The following is a 16,277-nucleotide window of genomic DNA, read 5'->3' on the forward strand; positions in this document are numbered from 1 at the left end:
GCGTTCACTCCAATGCGCCGGTGCCCCCCGCGTTGCGCCACTTGGGAGCGTAAGGCAGCACGAACATGTACAGACCGGTAAGCAGGAGCAAGCCGAGTGGAAACAGCGGCAAGAGGTATACCCAGTAGGCGGGTTCCTTGCCTACTCCCAGGCTAATGAAGATGGCGGCGACGACCGCCGCAAAGATAATCGACAGCCAGCGGTGGATCTGCCGAACCCATTTGTTCCAATCCATTGAGACCTCCTCTGAAGACGAACCGAAGCGGATCGGGCGGCCCGTTTGGCGACTCCCGCCGGGCAGCCACGCCACTGAACGCATGCTTTACCAGCGCGCCAGTTGGGTGATTTGAACGAGATTGCCGCAGTTGTCGTTCAGCTGGGCGATGGTCGAGCCGGTTACTTCGGTCGGCGGCATCGTGAACTCGGCGCCGCGCGCTTTTATGCGCTCGTAGTCGCCCTTGACGTTATCGGTGAAGAACATGACCGCGGGCTGGCCCTGCTGGAGAATGGCTTGCTGGTAGGTCTTTGCAGCGGGGTTGTCATTGAGCGCGAGTTGCAGCTCGGCACCGTCCGGCTCGTCGGGTGATCCAACGGTCAGCCAGCGAAACGGCCCATTGCTGAAATCGGCCTTCTTGGTAAAGCCGAGCGTTTCGGTGTAAAAGCCCAGTGCCTTTTCCTGGTCGTCCACGTATACTTTGGCCAACTTGATCTTCATTGGCTTGCCTCCATTATCGCCTCGTGATGTCGCTCTGTAACAGAGCCCTTGCTTGGATAGCCCAGCGGATCTCAGTCCGTCCGCGCCAGAACCTGCTCCAGGTCGTCAAAGAACCTCGGCCAGCCCACTTTGGCACCCCGGAAGTAAGGCTGCTGATCCGGCCGGAAGCCCGACTGTTCCATGCGCAAGCGGGCTCCGGTGCTCGTGGGGGTGAGGGTCCAGGAGACGACACTCTTGAGATCCTTGGTATCCCACGTGTAAGTCAGTGTTCTGTTCGGCTCGACCGTCTGCACCTGACATTCGACAGCGCCCCAGTCTGCGTGAAGATTGAAGCGGTGGTTCGCGACAGGTTTGAAGTCATTTTTCATGAGCCACTCCTCGATCAAGTGTGGTTGCGTGAGCGCGCGCCAGATCTTCTCGGGCGGATAAGCGATTTCCCGTTCAACAATGACGGAGAGCGTTTCGGTCGCCATTTCGTTCACTGGTCCATCCTTTTGAGCAGGTCTTCGAGGTCGTCGAACCGGCTCTGCCAGAACCCGGTCATCTGGCTTGTCCAGTCAATCAGGGGGGCAAGCGCAGCAAGCTGCGCGCTATAATGGGTCTGTCGCCCTGCATGGCGGTCGCGCACGAGCCCGGCCTGCCTCAAAACGCCGAGATGTTTTGACACGGCCGGTTGCGAGATCCCGGCCTGAGCCGTTAGAGCCCCGACCGTCTGCTCTCCTTCGCGACACAGCCGCTCAAAAATAGCGCGCCGAGTCGGATCGGCAAGCGTTCTGAAGAGTACATCGTGAGCGTTTGGCATTGGGATCGATAACCCTTCGGCTATTGATCGATGTATAACCACCGGGATATGTGTGAGTCAAGCGGGAAGCGGCATAATTCTCGTTGCAGGAGCGATCACCTGCTTCGCTCACACAGCGGTCTTCAAGAAGTGGAACGAGAAAATGGTCGCGCGCCGCGACAGTCGCTGACCTGGGGCAGCCTGGTGTGCCAAAGTACTCTGCGCTGGAATCGTCAAGTATGATGCGCTATATGACTATCTACATGGTCAGGAGCGTGACATGGACGCGGTCAATCTGGCGGACGCCAAGGCACATCTGAGTGAGCTCGTCGACCGGGTTGAAGCTGGAGACTCGATCGACATAACCCGGCGTGGCAAGCCGGTCGCCAGGCTCACGGCCGTGGCCCGCCCTCGCAAACGGATCGACGCCGTCGTGCTCCAATCCCTGACCGCAACCATGCCTCTGCAGGCTCAGGCTGCCGCCGATCTGGTGCGATCGATGCGAGATGGCGATCGCTATTGACGTCCTATCTCGATACTTCGCTGATCATCGCGGCGCTATCCAACGAAGCCATGACCGCGCGCGTTCAGGGCTGGCTGGTGGAGCAGGACCCAGCGCAACTTGTGATCAGCGGCTGGACCATCACCGAGATGTCCTCCGCCATGGCGATCAAGCTTCGGACCGGACAGATCGACCTGGAGCAACGCGCGGCAGCGCTCGCGATGTTCAATAGGCTTGTCGCTGAGAGCTTCACCGTGCTGCCGGTGACGGGCGGGCATTTTCGGGTCGCCGCGAAATTCGCCGATCAGCATATGCTCGGGCTTCGTGCTGGCGACGCCCTGCACCTCGCGACGGCATCGGAGCATGGCGCCACGGTGTGGACCCTCGACCAGCGGCTCGCCGAGGCAGGACCGATTCTCGGCGTGCCGACGCAGTTGCTGGCATGATCGAGGCCCTCTCCTCCAAAATGAATAAACCGATTGGCTGCAATTCTTGACCTTGACGACTTGTGGATATACATTTCTTCCAGCGTATATCTAAGAGAGGAAGTGGCATGCAGGTCGCCAAATGGGGAAACAGTCTTGCGGTCCGCCTTCCCGCCGCTGTGGTCGAAGCGCTTGAACTCAGGGAAGGCGATGAGATCGAAATCCATGTCGCTGACGCCCGCCAGCTTGGCGTCGCGCGGAAGCCCGGGCGTGAGGAGTTGCTGAAGCGTCTCCGCGCCTTCCGCGGTCGGCTTCCCGCTGACTTCAAATTCGATCGGGACGAGGCAAATGCCCGTTAGTTTTTTCGATACCAATGTCCTTCTTCATATCGCGTCAGGCGACACGGCGAAGGCGGATCGGGCCGAGGCGGCCATCGCCGATGGCGGGGCGATCAGCGTGCAGGTTCTCAATGAACTCACCAATGTCGCGCGTCGGAAGATGCAAATGTCATGGGACGACACGCATGCGCTGCTGACCACGCTGCGCGGCCTGTTGACGGTTCATCCGCTCACGCTCGAGACCCACGAAACAGGATTGAGGCTCGCCGAGCGGTACGGCCTTTCCACCTATGACGCGATGATCGTCTCCGCGGCGGTTCACGCTGGCTGCGATACACTTTGGTCAGAGGACATGCAGCACGCAATGGCGCTCGACGAAGGCTTGCGCATCGTTAATCCCTTTCGCGTTGCGAGCTGATCACGCTCATTGAAGGGAGCTGGCCGGGAGCGAACTGGCGGCTTTCGATGTTGCCGAGCGGCGCGTCGGGCACGGAGAGCGATGCTGTCAACCACAAGCGTCTGCGCGGGCGAGGAGAAAGGCCGCTTCGCGCACGTTGCGGGTGAGCTTGGCCGCAGCCTCGAATTCGGCGCGGGCCTCGGCCAGCCGGCCGGCCCGAAACAGAAAATCGCCCCTCGCCGCCGGCAATGGCGCATAATTGCGCAAGGCGGCGGCGTCGGCAATCTCGTCTACCAGCCGCAGGCCCGCTTCGGGCCCGAAGGCCATGCTGTGGGCGACCGCTCGATTGAGATCGACCACCGGCGAGGGCATCACTGCACGCAGCCGGTCGTAGAGCGCTGCGATGCGGGGCCAGTCGGTTTCGGCCGGACTGCGCGCCCGCGCGTGACAGGCTGCAAGCGCGGCCTGCAACACATAGGGGCCATCGCCCCCGAGGGCTTCGGCACGGGCCAGCGCGTCAAGGCCTCGGCGGATCAGCAGCTGGTCCCAGCGCGCGCGGTTTTGCTCGGTCAGGGTCAAGAGGGCGCCGTCCGGCCCGATGCGTGCCGGCAGGCGCGATGCCTGGATTTCCATCAGAGCCAGCAGGCCGAACACCTCGGCATCCTCGGCCATCAACCCCGCCAGCATGCGGCCGAGCCGTTGTGCCTCCAGGCACAGGCTCGGCCGGACAAGGTCGTCGCCTGCCGTGGCAGCATAGCCTTCATTGAAGATGAGATAGATGACCTCCAGCACCGAGGACAGACGCGCCGCACGCTCGGCGCCGCGCGGCACCTCGAAGCTGAGCCCGGCCTTTCCGATCGTCCTCTTTGCGCGGACGATGCGCTGGGCGATCGTCACCTCGCTCGACAGGAAAGCACGGGCGATCTCGTCCGTCGTCAGGCCGCCGATGACACGCAGCGTGAGGGCCGCGCGGGCGTCGGCCGAAAGTATGGGGTGGCAGGCTGTGAAGATGAGGCCCAGCAGCTCGTCGCCAAGATCGTCGTTCATGGCCATTTCGTTTCCCTCGGCCGTACCATCGCACTCGCCGTCCAGCTCCCGCGCGATCTCCTCATGCTTGCGCTCGCGCATCTTGTCGTGACGGATCGCGTCGATGGCGCGGCGTTTGGCGACCGTCATCAGCCAAGCGCCGGGATTGGCCGGAACGCCGGTCCTGGACCATTCGGATAGGGCTATGACGAGGGCGTCCTGCACCAGTTCCTCTGCAAGATCGACATTGCGCACGAGGCGGGCCAGGCCCGCGATGAGCCGGGCACGTTCAATGCGAAAAATCGCCTCGATCGCCTGCTGCGTCTCGCCTGCCGTCATGCTGCCTTATCGGCCAAAGCCATAACGAAGGCAAAACAGGTTGCGGCCAACAGGTTCAGTTGCCGCTGAGCTTCTCGCGCGTCCGGTCATGGATTTCCGTGACCTCCGGCGTCAGATTCCCATTGCCAATCAGCCATCTCGTACAGCGGCCGGATTTCAATCTCGCTCGGTCCCGGCATGGGATTGGGGCAGCGCTTCACCCAGGCGACCGCCTCGTCCATGTCCTTGACTTCCCAGAGCCAAAAGCCGGCGACCAGTTCGCGGGTCTCGGCGAAAGGCCCGTCGATGACCGTCCGGCGGGGACCATCGAACGCAACGCGCTTGCCCTGCGAGGAGGGCTTGAGGCCATCGGCGTCGAGCAAGATGCCGGCATTGCGCAGCTCGTCGTTAAACCTGCCCATCGCCTCCATCGCCTCCTTCGCCTCGGGCGTGGGGACAAAGCCCTTTTCGCTGTCCTCGGTAGCCTTCACGAGCACCATCACACGCATCGTCTGTCTCCTTGTTGAGCCGGACTCACCGGCCGGCATCGAAACGACGAACGGAGTTTAGGAAATCGACATTGTCCTGCAAATTTTTTTCGAGGTTGAGGAGAAAGACGCCGATCGCGGCTCCCCTGGTCAGGAATCGCGATGGCGCGATATCGAGATTGGGCGCAACGCTGGTCGCCGATTGTAAGTAATTGAGTGGCCCGCCTAAACCATTTCGGGACGTTTTGAAGCCTCGCGGATCGCCTTGTGTACGCTGCGCTGCAAATCCATAAAGGCCGGGGTTTCCATGACCTCTTCCCGGCGCGGGCGCTCGATATCGACATTGAAGGTCTGCATGATGCGTCCCGGGCCGATCCCCATCACGACGATGCGGTCCGACAGGTAGACGGCTTCTTCCACATCATGGGTGACGAAGAGCACGGTGAGCCTGTGCTCCTCCCAGATCTGCGTCAGGAGTTCCTGCATCTGATGCCTGGTCAAGGCATCGAGCGCGCCAAAGGGCTCGTCCATCAGAAGCATTTTGGGTCGATAGGAAAGAGCACGCGCTATGGCCACCCGTTGCTTCATGCCGCCCGAAAGCTCAGACGGATAACGATTGGCGCTGTGAGGGAGCTTGACCAGATCGAGATGCTCGCGTGCTATCCTGCGGCAGGTCGCGCGATCATGACCCGCGGCCTTGAGGGCGAACTCGATATTCTGCTGCGCCGTCAGCCAGGGAAGCAGGGTGTAGGACTGGAAGACGACGCCGCGGTCGAGGCCCGGCTGCAGGATTGGCGCGCCATCGATGGCAAGATCTCCCGCGTCGAAATCCTGCAGTCCGGCAACGATCGACAGCAGCGTGCTCTTGCCGCAACCCGACGTGCCCACCAGCGAGACGAACTCGTTGTCGGCAAGATCGAGATTGATATCGCGCAGCACTTCCGTGCGCCGCGCGCCCGTGCCGAAGCTCTTGTGGAGACCCTCGATCCGCAGTTTGGGCAAACTCATCGGCCCGGCCTCATTGCACGTGGCCCTCCTGCCGGAACAGCACTTTTCCCAGTGCCTTCATGACCTGGTCGGTAATGAGGCCAAGCACGCCCAGCAGCAGGATGTAGCCGATGATGGTGTTTGTCTGGAAATAACGCTGGGACACGGTGATGCGGTAGCCGAGCCCTGATGTCGCCGCGACAAGTTCCGCCAACACCAGCCAGGTCCATGCCCAGCCGAGACTGATGCGCAACGTGTCCCAGATGCCTGGCAAGGCGCTGGGAACCACGATGCGGGTCAAGATCCTGCGATCCGGCAGGCCGAGTGTCCTGCCAAGGCCAATGAAATCAGCGGGAACCCGCTTCACATTGTCCATGATCATCAGCACCTGCTGAAAGAAGGTGCCGATGAAGATGATCAGGAACTTCTGGGCATCGCCCGTCCCCGACCACAGGATGGAGAGGGGCACGAAAGCGACCACCGGCATGTAGCGGATGAAATCGACAAGCGGCTCGATCGCCGCTTCCCAAGTCCTGAAGCTGCCGATCAGCACGCCAATCGGAATCGCCAATGCCGAGGCGATGAGGAAGCCAATGGAAATACGGTATATCGAGGCTCTGACATCCAGCCACAGCGTGCCGTCACCCGAGAGCTTGCCGAGCTGGGTCACCACGCTCCCCGGCGAGGGCAGGAAAATCGGCTTTACCAGCCCCAGCCCCGTTGCCGCCCACCAGGCGAGACCGAGGCCGGCAAAAACCGCCACTGCTATCATCAGGAAGCGCGAGCGTGCGATGGGCGCGCCGATCCCGGAGGATCGGCGACGGCGCATCGGCTGTTTGATCACCGGCCCCGGCGCTGCGTGAGACGGGCTTGGCTTGGTCGCACGCTGCGCGGACATTTGCGTCACCACCGCGAGCCGGCCCTCGTCATTTCGCGGCCTTGACGAATGACGGGTCGATCATCTGCTCCGGCGTCACGTCCGCCTGAAGCAGCCCGGCGTTCTTGGCGGCTGCCTCGACATCGGCGAATGTCTTGGTGGAAAATTCGCCCGTCAGCGCATCCTTGTTTTCGGCGAGAGTATAGTAACGCACGCCATCAAAGGCGGTGTTGAGGTCTTCGACGCTCGAACCGACTGCCTTGGAGATGATCGCCCGGCCGTCGGGCGTGTCGGCATTGTAAGCCTTCAGGGCCGCATCCCAGGTTTTGATCATGGCAAGCACCTGGCCGGGACGCGACTTGATCACCTCATCGCGCACCACGAACACGTCGCTGATCAGGCCGGGATCTTCGCCTGCGGTGAAGAGCAGCTTGACGTCCTTGTTCTGTGCCCTGGCCGCGGTGAGATAGGGCTCATAGGTCACCGCCACCGGGACCTGGCCGGCGATCAACGCACTGCCGGCATCCGCCGCCGGCATTGGAACCGGCTGGACATCGGCGATGGACATGCCATTCTTGGCGAGCGCGTATTTGAGCAGGATGTCGCTCGTCGTGCCTTCCTCGAAAGCCACCTGTTTGCCCTTGAGGTCGGCGACGGAGGCGACGTCCTTGCCGGCGATCATGGCGTCTGCCGTCATGCTGACGTCGAGCAGAAGCACGATCTTCACCGGCAGGCCGGCCGCAACCATTCCCATAGCCGTGTGGGTCGCGATGTTGGCGGCATCGAGCTGGCCGCTCGCCAGGGCGGCGTTGATGTCCTTGTCCTCGGCGAAGTTCACGATCTGCACGTCGGACAGCCCGTTTGCCTTGAACAGACCCTTGGCTTCGGCGACGTGCCACTGGCCGTAGCCAAGCCATGGCTCGATGCCGATCTTGAATGTTCCTGCCTCAGGCGTCGCCGGAATTGTCGTGTCGGCCGCGTAGACCGCCGGGGCAAACCCGACGGCAGCAGCCATAACGAGTGCCCGAAATTGTCCTGCTAGGTTACGCATCATCTTGTTCCCCTTGATGATTAGGCCGCTTTTTTGAACCAAACATCCGGCCTGGTGAGAATGCGGGCTTCTGCTCTTGCGGCACCGTGCCTCGGCATCTTAGCTGTTCGTTCAACGAAAGTGCGACGACACTTCAACGTCAGCAACAGCGGATGTCAAGGCTAAATACATACATGCATATACAAGTTAGCCCCTCCTTCCGACTCTGATTCGCTTCACTGCGATCAGGTTTTTTTGGATGGAGAATATCGACTGCCAAGCGAGTAGCGGCTGCCAACGTAAGTCAGCTTGCTGATCGTGGCAACGACGGCGCCCGTCCATGTCCGGCGATGCAGAAACAGGCAGCAGCTGCCGGTATCGATGCCCAGATGCCGTGCCGTTTCGGTATCGGCAGGGGTCGCTGAGATGATATGCTCGACCTCCGTCACCGGGGTTTTCTGCATGAGGTAGTCGTAGGTCGCTGTCTTGGAAAAATCCTGCTTGTCATAGTCGGGTATCAGGCCCGGGTTGACGAAGCGCTCTTCCAGTTGCACAGGCAGGTCGTTCTCGAAGTTGACGACGATGGAATGATAGACCGACACGCGCTTTGCAAACTCGAACGAAAGCGCGAGCTCCTTTGTCGGCATGATCTTTTCGAGGACGATAACCTCGGAGCGATGCCTGTTTCCCCGCGCGACAATTTCCGCCGCGATGTTGTTGATCTCGATCAGTGCGGATTGCGGTCGAGGTGGCGCGATGAATGTGCCGACGCCCTGGAGCCGGATCAGAAAACCCGCAGAGGTCAACTCCCGCAAGGCACGATGGACCGTCATCCGAGACACGCCGAGTGTCGCCACGAATTCATTTTCGGACGGCAGCTTGCGGTCCTTGCTCCATCGCCCCGTTCCGATGTTCGTCAGGATGTAGTCCTTGACCTTCTCGTAAAGAGGGCTGGCGGTGTCGGGCAAAGTGATCATTACAAAAATCCTTTCCGGCAAGGTTCGGAAATCACACGCGCCCGGCAGACCGCATCCGGATGATTGTTTTCAAACCATCGCCCTGCCCCGCCAACAGCCGCTCATAGGCTGCGGGAACATCATCCAGGCCGATCTCGCGGTCGATCAGTTCGACCATGGGCTCGGTCAATTCGCCGAGCATCCGAATGGCGTCGGGAAGCTCATCGGCAAAGGCGTGGCATCCCAGCAATGCGATTTCGCGTTCAACCAGAATGTTGGGATCGATGTCGAGGCGGCCATGGAATATGCCGACCATCGCAACGGTGCCGCCGGCATCGAGAACGCCGAGCAACTGGCCGAGTGCTGCGACGCTGCCGGTTGCTTCGACGGCAGCGAGCAAGGGGGCATCCGCGGTGGCGGCGGCAATGGCGTCCCGGTTCAAGTCGACGATGCTGGCGCCGGTCACACGCGCCACGCGGGCGCAGCGGCCCTGATTGCGGTCGGCGACGAGCACGGTACCTGCGAATGTCCGGGAAAGCAGCAGTGCGGCAAGCCCGCCGATAGTCCCGCAGCCGACGACAAGAACGGAGCCGGCCGTTTTCGGCAGACGCCGCACTGCGTGCAACGCTACAGCCAGCGGCTCGGCCATCGCCGCGACCCGTTCGTCAAGCACGGCATCGACGATGTGCAGGAGGCGTGCGGGCAGGACCGCCTGTTCGGCAAATCCGCCGTCGCATATCTCGCCGACGAAGCCCAGCGACGTGCAAAGATGCCGCTTGCCTGCATGGCATTGCGCGCATTCTCCACACCAGAAACGGGAATCGGCGACCACTCGGTCGCCAACACCGACGGTATCCACGCCCTCGCCGATGGCAATCACCGTGCCTGTCAGCTCATGGCCAGCCGTCGAAGGCGATCGGCTTATCCATTGGCCCGTGCGGAAGTTGTGGAGATCGGAACCGCAAATGCCTGCGGCATCGACCCTTAGCTTCACCCAGCCTGGTTCGGGAGCGCCTGGCGCGGCGATATCCTCGACGCGCAAGTCGCCGGGTCCATAGAGTCGCGCCGCCCTCATCGTCATCATTTCCGCTCAGCCGGCGAGATAGCGATCGCGGATCTCCGAAACCGCGTTCTCATGCGAGCTGAATCCTTCGTAGCGGGCGAGCCTGCGGGCATGCAGGGCGAGTTCCGGATAGGCCGCCGAGGTCACATAGCCGACCGACGATCTCTTGACGAAATCCGTCACGGAAAGCGGTCCAAAGGTTCGCGCCCACCGGCTGGTCGGCAGCACCGCATTGGGCCCGAGGACGAAGTTGGCGAGGGTCACCGGCGTATGCGGACCCATGAGGATCTCGGCGGCTTCCGTGATACGTCCGAGATGCGCAAATGGCTCCGTTGACAGAATCTCGAGGTGCTCCGGCGCATAGTCGTTGATGAACCGGTAGCTGTCCTCCAGCGACTCGGTCAGCACGATGCCGCCGCGCTTCCCCGTCAGCACCGCGCGTGAGAACTCCACACGCTGTTCGCTCATCCTGGACCAGTGTTCCGGTATCGCAATCAACGCGGCTTCGGCGACCTTGCGGCTGTGCGTCACCAGGTAGGCCGAGGAATCCGGCCCGTGCTCGGCCTCGATCAACAGGTCAAGAGCGGCCAGGCCGCCGTCGACGCTGTGATCGGCAAAAATGATCGCTTCGGAAGGACCGGCGGGGAGACCTGTGTTGATGATCGGGGACAACACGCTCTTTGCCGCCACCACCCAGGGGCTCCCCGGCCCGACGATCTTGATGGCAGGCTTCACGGTCTCGGTCCCATAGGCGACGGCGGCGACCGCATGGGCGCCGCCGCACTTGTACACGGTCTCCACGCCGGCGATGCGGGCAGCAACCAGCGTCGCGGCGTCGACGGAACCATCCGAAGTCGCAGGCGTCACGATCGCGATCTGGGGAACCCCGGCAATCACCGCCGGAACCGAGGTCATCATCGTCACCGAGGGAAAGGCGCCTTTGCCGCGCGGAACATAAAGCGCAACGGAAGCAATCGGTGTGTATCGGTCGCCCGCATAGGCGCCTGGCCGAACTTCCTTGAGCCACATTGTTTCCGGGCGCTGCTCCTCGTGGAAATGCCTTATGTTCTCGATGCCGAACCGGATACTCTCCACGACATCCTTTTCGACCTTGTCGAATGCCGCGTCGAACTCCGCTTCCGAAACTTTCAGTCCACCGTCGGCAACATCGGCTTTGTCGAGTTCGCGTGCAAACCGGAGCAGTGCCGCGTCACCTTCATCCTTGACGGCCTGGATGATTGGACGGACCTTTTCGATGAAGGAAGACAGATCTCCTTCGGCGCGTTTCAGTAAACTGGCCCGCTGATCGACACTGAGGGATGACAGGCGGTGGAAGCTGACGTCAGACATGGCGGCTCCTTTTCTTAGAACGCAATTACGATTAGCGCTTGTCGATCACTTCTGGGACACGTCTCCGGCCCCTGAAGCCTTCAAATCGATGCGAGAAAGCCTCCATCCACGGGAATGGACTGGCCGGTTATGTAGGCTGCCGCATCCGAAGCGAGGAACACCGCGATTCCGTGCAGGTCCGAGAGATCACCAAAACGGCGCTGCGGAATCTTGGCGAGCATCGATTGCTGCCATGCCTCGTTGCTGTAGAACACGTCTGTCATCGCTGTCCTGAAATAGCCAGGCGCAATGGCGTTGACCCGGATCCCGAGATCGGCCCACTCCGCTGCAAGCGCCCGCGTCATGCCGAGGAGGCCTGATTTCGACGAGCCGTACGGCACCGCCGTGGGAACCCCAACCTCGGAGGTCAGCGAGCAGAGATTGATAATGACGCCGGGCCGTCCGGCGTCTCTCATCTGCCGCGCGGCGGCTTGGGCGCAGAAGAAGGCGCCTTTGAGATTCGTATCGACAATCCGGTCCCACAAGGCCTCGTCGACATCGAGTGAAGGCCGGACCTCTTCCACCCCCGCATTGTTGACGAGAATATCGAGACCTCCGAGCAGGCTGCCGGCCTCGGCAGTCGCCGCCCGGCAGCGGTCGACATCGGTGACATCCAGGGCGATGGCATGCGCGACCCCGCCGGCGGTGCGGATGGCGGCAATCGTCTTCTCGAGCGAGGCCACGCTGCGCGCCGTGACCGCGACGTCGGCGCCGGCCGCGCTGAGCGCCTCGGCGATGCTGCGCCCGATGCCACGGCTTGCGCCGGTTACAAGCGCCTTCCTGCCTGACAGATCGAAGAGAGATGCGTTGCGCATGTCATCCTCCTTGGTAATGTCGCGCTTGGACCGATCGCGTCGAGACTATCCGAATGCAGCTTATCTATACAAGCATGTACATCATGGCTGTAGTGCGCCATGCGGAACTTGTCAGAGCGGCAGCGCATTGGCCGACATCGGACCGGACTACGCGGTTCGCCCCAGCCCATCTGGAGTTCATCGGGAGGGATAGATGAAGCGCGCAGTAGACCACGACGCGATGAGCGTGGTTGGCTATACCACCCCCTGGAGTGCCAAAGCAGGCCAGCGGATCAAGCTCAGCCTGTCATGCGATCGGCCGATAAAGGCCACACGAATTTGCCGGCTCGACAAGCCGGCTCCGGAATTTCTCGCCTGGCCCATCGAAACGGTAGGTGAAGCACGGCGTCGGCATTTCGACCAAGGGTCGTTCCTGTTCGTGCGAGCCGGCGAACTGGCCAAAGTACAAGCCGTCCACGTCATACGTTTTGAGCTGTTCCTCACGCGCAACGAAGGTGCGCGCACGATCCTGGAGGCAGGCGCCCTCGGGCTGCGCCTCCGCGACGGCGCATTTGTCGTGAAAATCGGTGACGAAACCTTTGTCGAGAAGAAGGCGCCAACTGGTGTGTGGCTCACCGTCGAGTTGGACCTGCGGCAGGAACAATCGCGTCTGCGCATCAAATCCCACGACCGTCTCGCGCCTTACGAACTCCATGAAGGTTTTGGCGGCCCGGCGCGGAACCTCCAGGCGCACGGCATCCATTTCGGCGCAAGTGCCACCAACCACGAACCTACCCTCAACGCGAAATTTGCTGCGATCCGGCTCGACACCCCACACGGGACCATTGCCTGGGATTTCCCGACGCTGTTACCAACGCAGCCGATCCTGTCGTCGGGCGGAGCAGATCCGTTGCTCCTCGACGTGATCAATCAGCCAGCCTTCTGCGTGACTTCGGCACGCTGGGACGGATCGAGCTTCGAGCCTCGCTTGGTGCCGTCGCACTACGACGCTATCCATTGCCACGACGACGATATCGGCCCGCTTGAGTGGCCGGCATCGCACCGCGCGACGATCCCTGAAAACGCACACCCAGGCGTCTACGCGTTCCAGGTCGAATGGGAGGGTGGCTACGAACGCGTGGTGTTCTTCGTCACCTCTTCACAGGTTTCGTCGCCGCTGTTGTATCTCGTGCCGACGGCGACCTATCTCGCTTACGCGGACGAATGTCTCCCGGATCATCTTTATGAATGGAAAGGCGACGACCGCGGACATCGCTTCGCGATCGCCAACAATCTGAAATCCCTTTACGACTACCATTCCGACCTTAGCGGTGTTTCCATTTGCTCCTACAAAAAGCCGAAAGTGACGCTCAGGGACGATTACGATTATCCGCTCTGCGGCTGCCCACACAATTTGCCGGTCGATCTGCATTTCCTCCGATTCTGCCACGACAATGGAATCGTGTTTGACATCCTGACCGATCACGATTTGCACGAATGCGGCATAGACGGTTTGCGTCGACATCAAGCCGTCGTCACCGGCAGTCATCCCGAATATATGTCGATCGAGATGGAGCAGGCGCTGCGGCAGTTTGTAGCCGAAGGCGGCAGCATCGCCTATCTCGGCGGAAACGGCTTTGCTGCCACTGTGGCTTTCAAGGACGATCTGATGGAGTTGCGGCGCTCGCCGCTGGAGGCCGGCCGCACCTGGGACGGCCCGGTCGCCGAACAGGCGCTGTCGATCACCAACGAACCAGGCGGCTATCTCCGCTGCCGCGGCCGAGGCGAATTCTCGCTGATCGGCAGTGCAATCTCATTGATGGGTTTCGATGGCGCACGCCCCTTCACGCGCACTGAGGAAAGCCATGAAGCAGGATGCGCATGGCTGTTCGAAGGCGTTGAAAATGCGACCTTTGGCACGGACGGCATCGTGCTGGGCGGTGCCGCGGGCTACGAAGTGGATGCGACGGACCCAGCCCTCGGCACTTCCGCTGACACCGTCGTGATCGCGCGTGCGACGGGATTTCCCGACAGCTTCTTTCAGGATCCGACGCGCTGGTACGAGGGCGGGGATAGGCAACGCATCGCCCGCCGCTGCGCCGAAATGACCCTGCGAAAGCTCGCAGCAGGCGGCTTGATCTTTTCCGCAAGCTCGGTTGCCTGGTGCGGCGCGCTGCCAGCCGCAGGCGCCATGAACGATGTCGGCAGGATCACGCTCAATCTGCTTACCCGCCTCGGCGCCACGAAAGGAGAACCGGCCGAGAAAAATCGATAAGCTGATTGGCGCCGTTACGGAAAGACCCGTATCCGTTTTTGGGAGTCAAATCAGTCGGCGTGCACCGGCTTCGTCTCACATGCCTCTCGCCACCTGGCGGACGGCAGTTGCCTCAGCCGCAACCTTCAGGTGCGCTGCTTTGACAAACGGCGCTGAACCAGAATTTGGCGCGGCATCAACGACACCCTCGCCGACTAGGCAAGGAAGCTCGGTATCCCTCTTCGGCGGCGTGCAAGCGTTGTCGGACTATCCCGCAACGAATTGTCGGAACTGACCGATCTGGCCCGTCCTTCGGTCTCACCAGCGCTAGGAAGAAGCGATGAGAGACCTGATCTTGAAGATGTCCATATCGATCCGTGACCTGGATGGCCGAAACACATGGATGTTCGGCGCCGATCAAGAGGCGAAGGCCTGGGGCGTAGAGTTCATATGGAACTCGAGCCTGCACATCATGGGCAGCCGCAGCTTCCGTGACATGGCCGCCTGGTGGCCGATCTCCTGCGACCAGTTCGCGGCGCCGATGAACCAGATCCCCAAGGCCGTCTTCTCACGACGGGGACCGGAGATCCTGAGGGAGGTGAGCAAGTCGGCGGCGCTCGATGAGGCTCGCGCCGTCAACGCGGGAACCGGTCAGCCGGCAAAGTTACAGCCCGGTGGTGAAAGTTGGGCGGAGGCCTATGTGGCGAGCGGTGACTTGGCGGAGGAAGTCGCGAAGTTGAAAGCCCAAGAGGGCAAGCCGATCATCGCCCACGGCGGAGTGAGCTTCGCCCGGAGTCTCGTCGCCCAAGGACTGGTCGACCAGCTCGCCCTGACGGTGGCCCCCGTGGCGCTGGGCAAAGACCTGCCGCTGTTCTCCGAACTGGTCGCGCCGATGTCTCTCAAGCTGGTGAGCTCGAAAGCCTTCCCGGGGGGCGCGGTGGCGCAGATTTACCGGCCAACGTGAACACGTCAGAGAATGTGTGCAGCCAACGAACCGACGAAGTGACGGCGAGGTATAAATGAATGCGATCCCTTCGGATCGTCGTCGATCGATAGGAGCCTGTGCATGGCGAAGCTTGTGTTCGGAATGATGCAGTCGCTCGACGGCTATGTCGCTGGCGCCGAGGGCGGGCCCGGGCTGCCGATGCCGGGCGAGGCGCTCCATCGCCACTTCAACGCCCATGTGCGCGGGATCGCCGGCAGCCTCTACGGCCGGCGCATGTACGAGGTAATGCGCTATTGGGACGAGGATCAGCCGGGACAGGACCAGGTCGGGCGCGACTTTGCGGCGGCCTGGCGGGCGCAGCCGAAATGGGTCGTCTCTCGCACCCTGAAGTCGGTCGGGCCGAACGCCACGCTGGTGGACGACGATCTCAAAGGGTTCGTTAGGGCGCTTAAAGCCGAACACGAGGGCGAGATCGAAGTCGCCGGACCGGAGCTTGCGGGTAGTCTGACCGAGCTTGGCCTTATCGATGAGTACCGGCTCTACTTCCGTCCCATCGTGCTTGGTCGCGGCAAGGCATTCTTCGCCGGCCCCCGGCCACCGCTGCGTCTCGTGGCCAGCGACCGGGTTGGCGAGGACGCGATCAGAGTGACGTACGTTCCCGCCTGATCATAACCCACCCGACATCCTAATGTCCGTCGGATCGAATTTGAGCTCATTCCCTCTCGATCGTTTTGAGCCATGGTAACGCGAGGAGGCGGCAGCACAAACTTTTCTGCACGCCCTAAAGAACCGACTCTGCGATCCGTCAGAAATCTGCGCTCTTGATTTCAAAAGGGAATTTCGGCGATTCGGGATCAGCTCGGTTTCGGCGACTATCGACAACAATCGGTCGATTTTCGACAGCCGCGCCGCAACAAGCCGCGACCCACTGGGGACCAAAAAAAGGACCGTCAAACACGGCCGAACGGTCCGCACGGTAGCGCCCGGCATT

20 protein-coding genes are annotated in these 16,277 nt (G+C 61.6%); 7 read left to right on the top strand and 13 right to left on the bottom strand.

Annotated elements, in window-relative coordinates; genetic code table 11:
• Nucleotides 1–4: 4 nt before the first annotated feature.
• The 4 genes from NKJ20_RS10875 to NKJ20_RS10890 all read right to left on the bottom strand — a co-directional run bounded on the left by NKJ20_RS10875 (nucleotide 5) and on the right by NKJ20_RS10890 (nucleotide 1,517).
• The gene (locus NKJ20_RS10875; RefSeq protein WP_352547400.1) at nucleotides 5–235 is read right to left on the bottom strand and encodes a hypothetical protein; all 231 of its coding nucleotides are present in this window, start codon (nucleotides 233–235) and stop codon (nucleotides 5–7) included.
• Between the two features lie 87 nt (nucleotides 236–322).
• Nucleotides 323–688: a VOC family protein gene (locus NKJ20_RS10880; RefSeq protein ID WP_352743992.1), complete on the bottom strand. Its 366-nt coding sequence runs from the start codon at nucleotides 686–688 to the stop codon at nucleotides 323–325.
• A 98-nt stretch (nucleotides 689–786) separates the two neighbouring features.
• Nucleotides 787–1,188, bottom strand: a complete 402-nt coding sequence (locus NKJ20_RS10885) for an SRPBCC family protein (RefSeq protein ID WP_502902803.1) — start codon at nucleotides 1,186–1,188, stop codon at nucleotides 787–789.
• Nucleotides 1,189–1,193: 5 nt separating this feature from the next.
• Nucleotides 1,194–1,517: an ArsR/SmtB family transcription factor gene (locus NKJ20_RS10890; RefSeq protein WP_023716560.1), complete on the bottom strand. Its 324-nt coding sequence runs from the start codon at nucleotides 1,515–1,517 to the stop codon at nucleotides 1,194–1,196.
• A gap of 259 nt (nucleotides 1,518–1,776) precedes the next feature.
• Between NKJ20_RS10890 and NKJ20_RS10895 the strand changes: the two genes are divergently transcribed.
• The 4 genes from NKJ20_RS10895 to NKJ20_RS10910 all read left to right on the top strand — a co-directional run bounded on the left by NKJ20_RS10895 (nucleotide 1,777) and on the right by NKJ20_RS10910 (nucleotide 3,179).
• Nucleotides 1,777–2,019: a type II toxin-antitoxin system Phd/YefM family antitoxin gene (locus NKJ20_RS10895; RefSeq protein ID WP_352451010.1), complete on the top strand. Its 243-nt coding sequence runs from the start codon at nucleotides 1,777–1,779 to the stop codon at nucleotides 2,017–2,019.
• The gene (locus NKJ20_RS10900; RefSeq protein WP_352743996.1) at nucleotides 2,016–2,444 is read left to right on the top strand and encodes a type II toxin-antitoxin system VapC family toxin; all 429 of its coding nucleotides are present in this window, start codon (nucleotides 2,016–2,018) and stop codon (nucleotides 2,442–2,444) included. Before NKJ20_RS10895 ends, NKJ20_RS10900 begins: the two co-directional genes overlap by 4 nt.
• Before the next feature lie 107 nt (nucleotides 2,445–2,551).
• On the top strand, nucleotides 2,552–2,782 hold the full coding sequence (locus NKJ20_RS10905) for an AbrB/MazE/SpoVT family DNA-binding domain-containing protein (RefSeq protein WP_023676182.1): 231 nt from the start codon (nucleotides 2,552–2,554) through the stop codon (nucleotides 2,780–2,782).
• Nucleotides 2,772–3,179, top strand: a complete 408-nt coding sequence (locus NKJ20_RS10910; RefSeq protein WP_352743998.1) for a PIN domain-containing protein — start codon at nucleotides 2,772–2,774, stop codon at nucleotides 3,177–3,179. The genes NKJ20_RS10905 and NKJ20_RS10910 overlap by 11 nt, the downstream gene beginning before the upstream one ends.
• Nucleotides 3,180–3,266: 87 nt before the next feature.
• Here NKJ20_RS10910 and NKJ20_RS10915 read toward each other — a convergent pair whose 3' ends face one another.
• The 9 genes from NKJ20_RS10915 to NKJ20_RS10955 all read right to left on the bottom strand — a co-directional run bounded on the left by NKJ20_RS10915 (nucleotide 3,267) and on the right by NKJ20_RS10955 (nucleotide 12,107).
• The gene (locus NKJ20_RS10915; RefSeq protein ID WP_352744000.1) at nucleotides 3,267–4,523 is read right to left on the bottom strand and encodes an RNA polymerase sigma factor; all 1,257 of its coding nucleotides are present in this window, start codon (nucleotides 4,521–4,523) and stop codon (nucleotides 3,267–3,269) included.
• An 86-nt stretch (nucleotides 4,524–4,609) separates the two neighbouring features.
• A complete protein-coding gene (locus tag NKJ20_RS10920) occupies nucleotides 4,610–5,011 on the bottom strand; it encodes a YciI family protein (protein ID WP_051406115.1) in 402 nt (133 codons plus the stop codon).
• Between the two features lie 204 nt (nucleotides 5,012–5,215).
• On the bottom strand, nucleotides 5,216–5,998 hold the full coding sequence (locus NKJ20_RS10925; protein WP_352451005.1) for an ABC transporter ATP-binding protein: 783 nt from the start codon (nucleotides 5,996–5,998) through the stop codon (nucleotides 5,216–5,218).
• 10 nt (nucleotides 5,999–6,008) lie between these two features.
• Entirely contained in the window at nucleotides 6,009–6,806 is a 798-nt protein-coding gene (locus tag NKJ20_RS10930) for an ABC transporter permease (protein ID WP_156937326.1), read from the bottom strand.
• A gap of 97 nt (nucleotides 6,807–6,903) precedes the next feature.
• Nucleotides 6,904–7,905, bottom strand: a complete 1,002-nt coding sequence (locus NKJ20_RS10935; RefSeq protein ID WP_352615287.1) for an ABC transporter substrate-binding protein — start codon at nucleotides 7,903–7,905, stop codon at nucleotides 6,904–6,906.
• Nucleotides 7,906–8,129: 224 nt separating this feature from the next.
• Entirely contained in the window at nucleotides 8,130–8,861 is a 732-nt protein-coding gene (gene hutC / locus NKJ20_RS10940; protein ID WP_352744002.1) for a histidine utilization transcriptional repressor HutC, read from the bottom strand.
• A 31-nt stretch (nucleotides 8,862–8,892) separates the two neighbouring features.
• Nucleotides 8,893–9,915 carry a zinc-dependent alcohol dehydrogenase gene (locus NKJ20_RS10945; protein ID WP_352744004.1) on the bottom strand — a complete coding sequence of 341 codons (1,023 nt, stop codon included), beginning with the start codon at nucleotides 9,913–9,915 and terminating at the stop codon, nucleotides 8,893–8,895.
• A gap of 15 nt (nucleotides 9,916–9,930) precedes the next feature.
• Nucleotides 9,931–11,253 carry a histidinol dehydrogenase gene (hisD, locus tag NKJ20_RS10950; protein ID WP_352744006.1) on the bottom strand — a complete coding sequence of 441 codons (1,323 nt, stop codon included), beginning with the start codon at nucleotides 11,251–11,253 and terminating at the stop codon, nucleotides 9,931–9,933.
• 80 nt (nucleotides 11,254–11,333) lie between these two features.
• Nucleotides 11,334–12,107 (bottom strand): SDR family NAD(P)-dependent oxidoreductase, encoded by a 774-nt coding sequence (locus tag NKJ20_RS10955; RefSeq protein ID WP_352744008.1) that lies wholly within the window; start codon nucleotides 12,105–12,107, stop codon nucleotides 11,334–11,336.
• A 193-nt stretch (nucleotides 12,108–12,300) separates the two neighbouring features.
• Between NKJ20_RS10955 and NKJ20_RS10960 the strand changes: the two genes are divergently transcribed.
• The 3 genes from NKJ20_RS10960 to NKJ20_RS10970 all read left to right on the top strand — a co-directional run bounded on the left by NKJ20_RS10960 (nucleotide 12,301) and on the right by NKJ20_RS10970 (nucleotide 15,952).
• The gene (locus NKJ20_RS10960) at nucleotides 12,301–14,361 is read left to right on the top strand and encodes a N,N-dimethylformamidase beta subunit family domain-containing protein (RefSeq protein WP_352744010.1); all 2,061 of its coding nucleotides are present in this window, start codon (nucleotides 12,301–12,303) and stop codon (nucleotides 14,359–14,361) included.
• Between the two features lie 319 nt (nucleotides 14,362–14,680).
• Nucleotides 14,681–15,304: a dihydrofolate reductase family protein gene (locus NKJ20_RS10965; protein ID WP_352450999.1), complete on the top strand. Its 624-nt coding sequence runs from the start codon at nucleotides 14,681–14,683 to the stop codon at nucleotides 15,302–15,304.
• A 102-nt stretch (nucleotides 15,305–15,406) separates the two neighbouring features.
• A complete protein-coding gene (locus NKJ20_RS10970) occupies nucleotides 15,407–15,952 on the top strand; it encodes a dihydrofolate reductase family protein (RefSeq protein ID WP_352450998.1) in 546 nt (181 codons plus the stop codon).
• The last annotated feature ends 325 nt before the right edge of the window (nucleotides 15,953–16,277 follow it).

It is taken from the genome of Mesorhizobium sp. M0185 (assembly GCF_040322175.1).
In the GTDB taxonomy this organism is placed as follows: domain Bacteria; phylum Pseudomonadota; class Alphaproteobacteria; order Rhizobiales; family Rhizobiaceae; genus Mesorhizobium.

Bases quoted from the DNA above. Each gene is read 5' to 3' on its own strand.
- NKJ20_RS10910 (WP_352743998.1), top strand. From the start codon at position 2,772: ATGCCCGTTAGTTTTTTCGATACCAATGTCCTTCTTCATATCGCGTCA.
- NKJ20_RS10970 (WP_352450998.1), top strand. From the start codon at position 15,407: ATGGCGAAGCTTGTGTTCGGAATGATGCAGTCGCTCGACGGCTATGTC.
- NKJ20_RS10945 (WP_352744004.1), bottom strand. From the start codon at position 9,915: ATGAGGGCGGCGCGACTCTATGGACCCGGCGACTTGCGCGTCGAGGAT.
- NKJ20_RS10895 (WP_352451010.1), top strand. From the start codon at position 1,777: ATGGACGCGGTCAATCTGGCGGACGCCAAGGCACATCTGAGTGAGCTC.
- NKJ20_RS10875 (WP_352547400.1), bottom strand. From the start codon at position 235: ATGGATTGGAACAAATGGGTTCGGCAGATCCACCGCTGGCTGTCGATT.
- NKJ20_RS10890 (WP_023716560.1), bottom strand. From the start codon at position 1,517: ATGCCAAACGCTCACGATGTACTCTTCAGAACGCTTGCCGATCCGACT.
- NKJ20_RS10930 (WP_156937326.1), bottom strand. From the start codon at position 6,806: ATGCGCCGTCGCCGATCCTCCGGGATCGGCGCGCCCATCGCACGCTCG.
- hisD (WP_352744006.1), bottom strand. From the start codon at position 11,253: ATGTCTGACGTCAGCTTCCACCGCCTGTCATCCCTCAGTGTCGATCAG.
- NKJ20_RS10960 (WP_352744010.1), top strand. From the start codon at position 12,301: ATGAAGCGCGCAGTAGACCACGACGCGATGAGCGTGGTTGGCTATACC.
- NKJ20_RS10955 (WP_352744008.1), bottom strand. From the start codon at position 12,107: ATGCGCAACGCATCTCTCTTCGATCTGTCAGGCAGGAAGGCGCTTGTA.
- NKJ20_RS10920 (WP_051406115.1), bottom strand. From the start codon at position 5,011: ATGCGTGTGATGGTGCTCGTGAAGGCTACCGAGGACAGCGAAAAGGGC.
- NKJ20_RS10965 (WP_352450999.1), top strand. From the start codon at position 14,681: ATGAGAGACCTGATCTTGAAGATGTCCATATCGATCCGTGACCTGGAT.
- NKJ20_RS10915 (WP_352744000.1), bottom strand. From the start codon at position 4,523: ATGACGGCAGGCGAGACGCAGCAGGCGATCGAGGCGATTTTTCGCATT.
- NKJ20_RS10935 (WP_352615287.1), bottom strand. From the start codon at position 7,905: ATGCGTAACCTAGCAGGACAATTTCGGGCACTCGTTATGGCTGCTGCC.
- NKJ20_RS10905 (WP_023676182.1), top strand. From the start codon at position 2,552: ATGCAGGTCGCCAAATGGGGAAACAGTCTTGCGGTCCGCCTTCCCGCC.
- NKJ20_RS10925 (WP_352451005.1), bottom strand. From the start codon at position 5,998: ATGAGTTTGCCCAAACTGCGGATCGAGGGTCTCCACAAGAGCTTCGGC.
- hutC (WP_352744002.1), bottom strand. From the start codon at position 8,861: ATGATCACTTTGCCCGACACCGCCAGCCCTCTTTACGAGAAGGTCAAG.
- NKJ20_RS10885 (WP_502902803.1), bottom strand. From the start codon at position 1,188: ATGGCGACCGAAACGCTCTCCGTCATTGTTGAACGGGAAATCGCTTAT.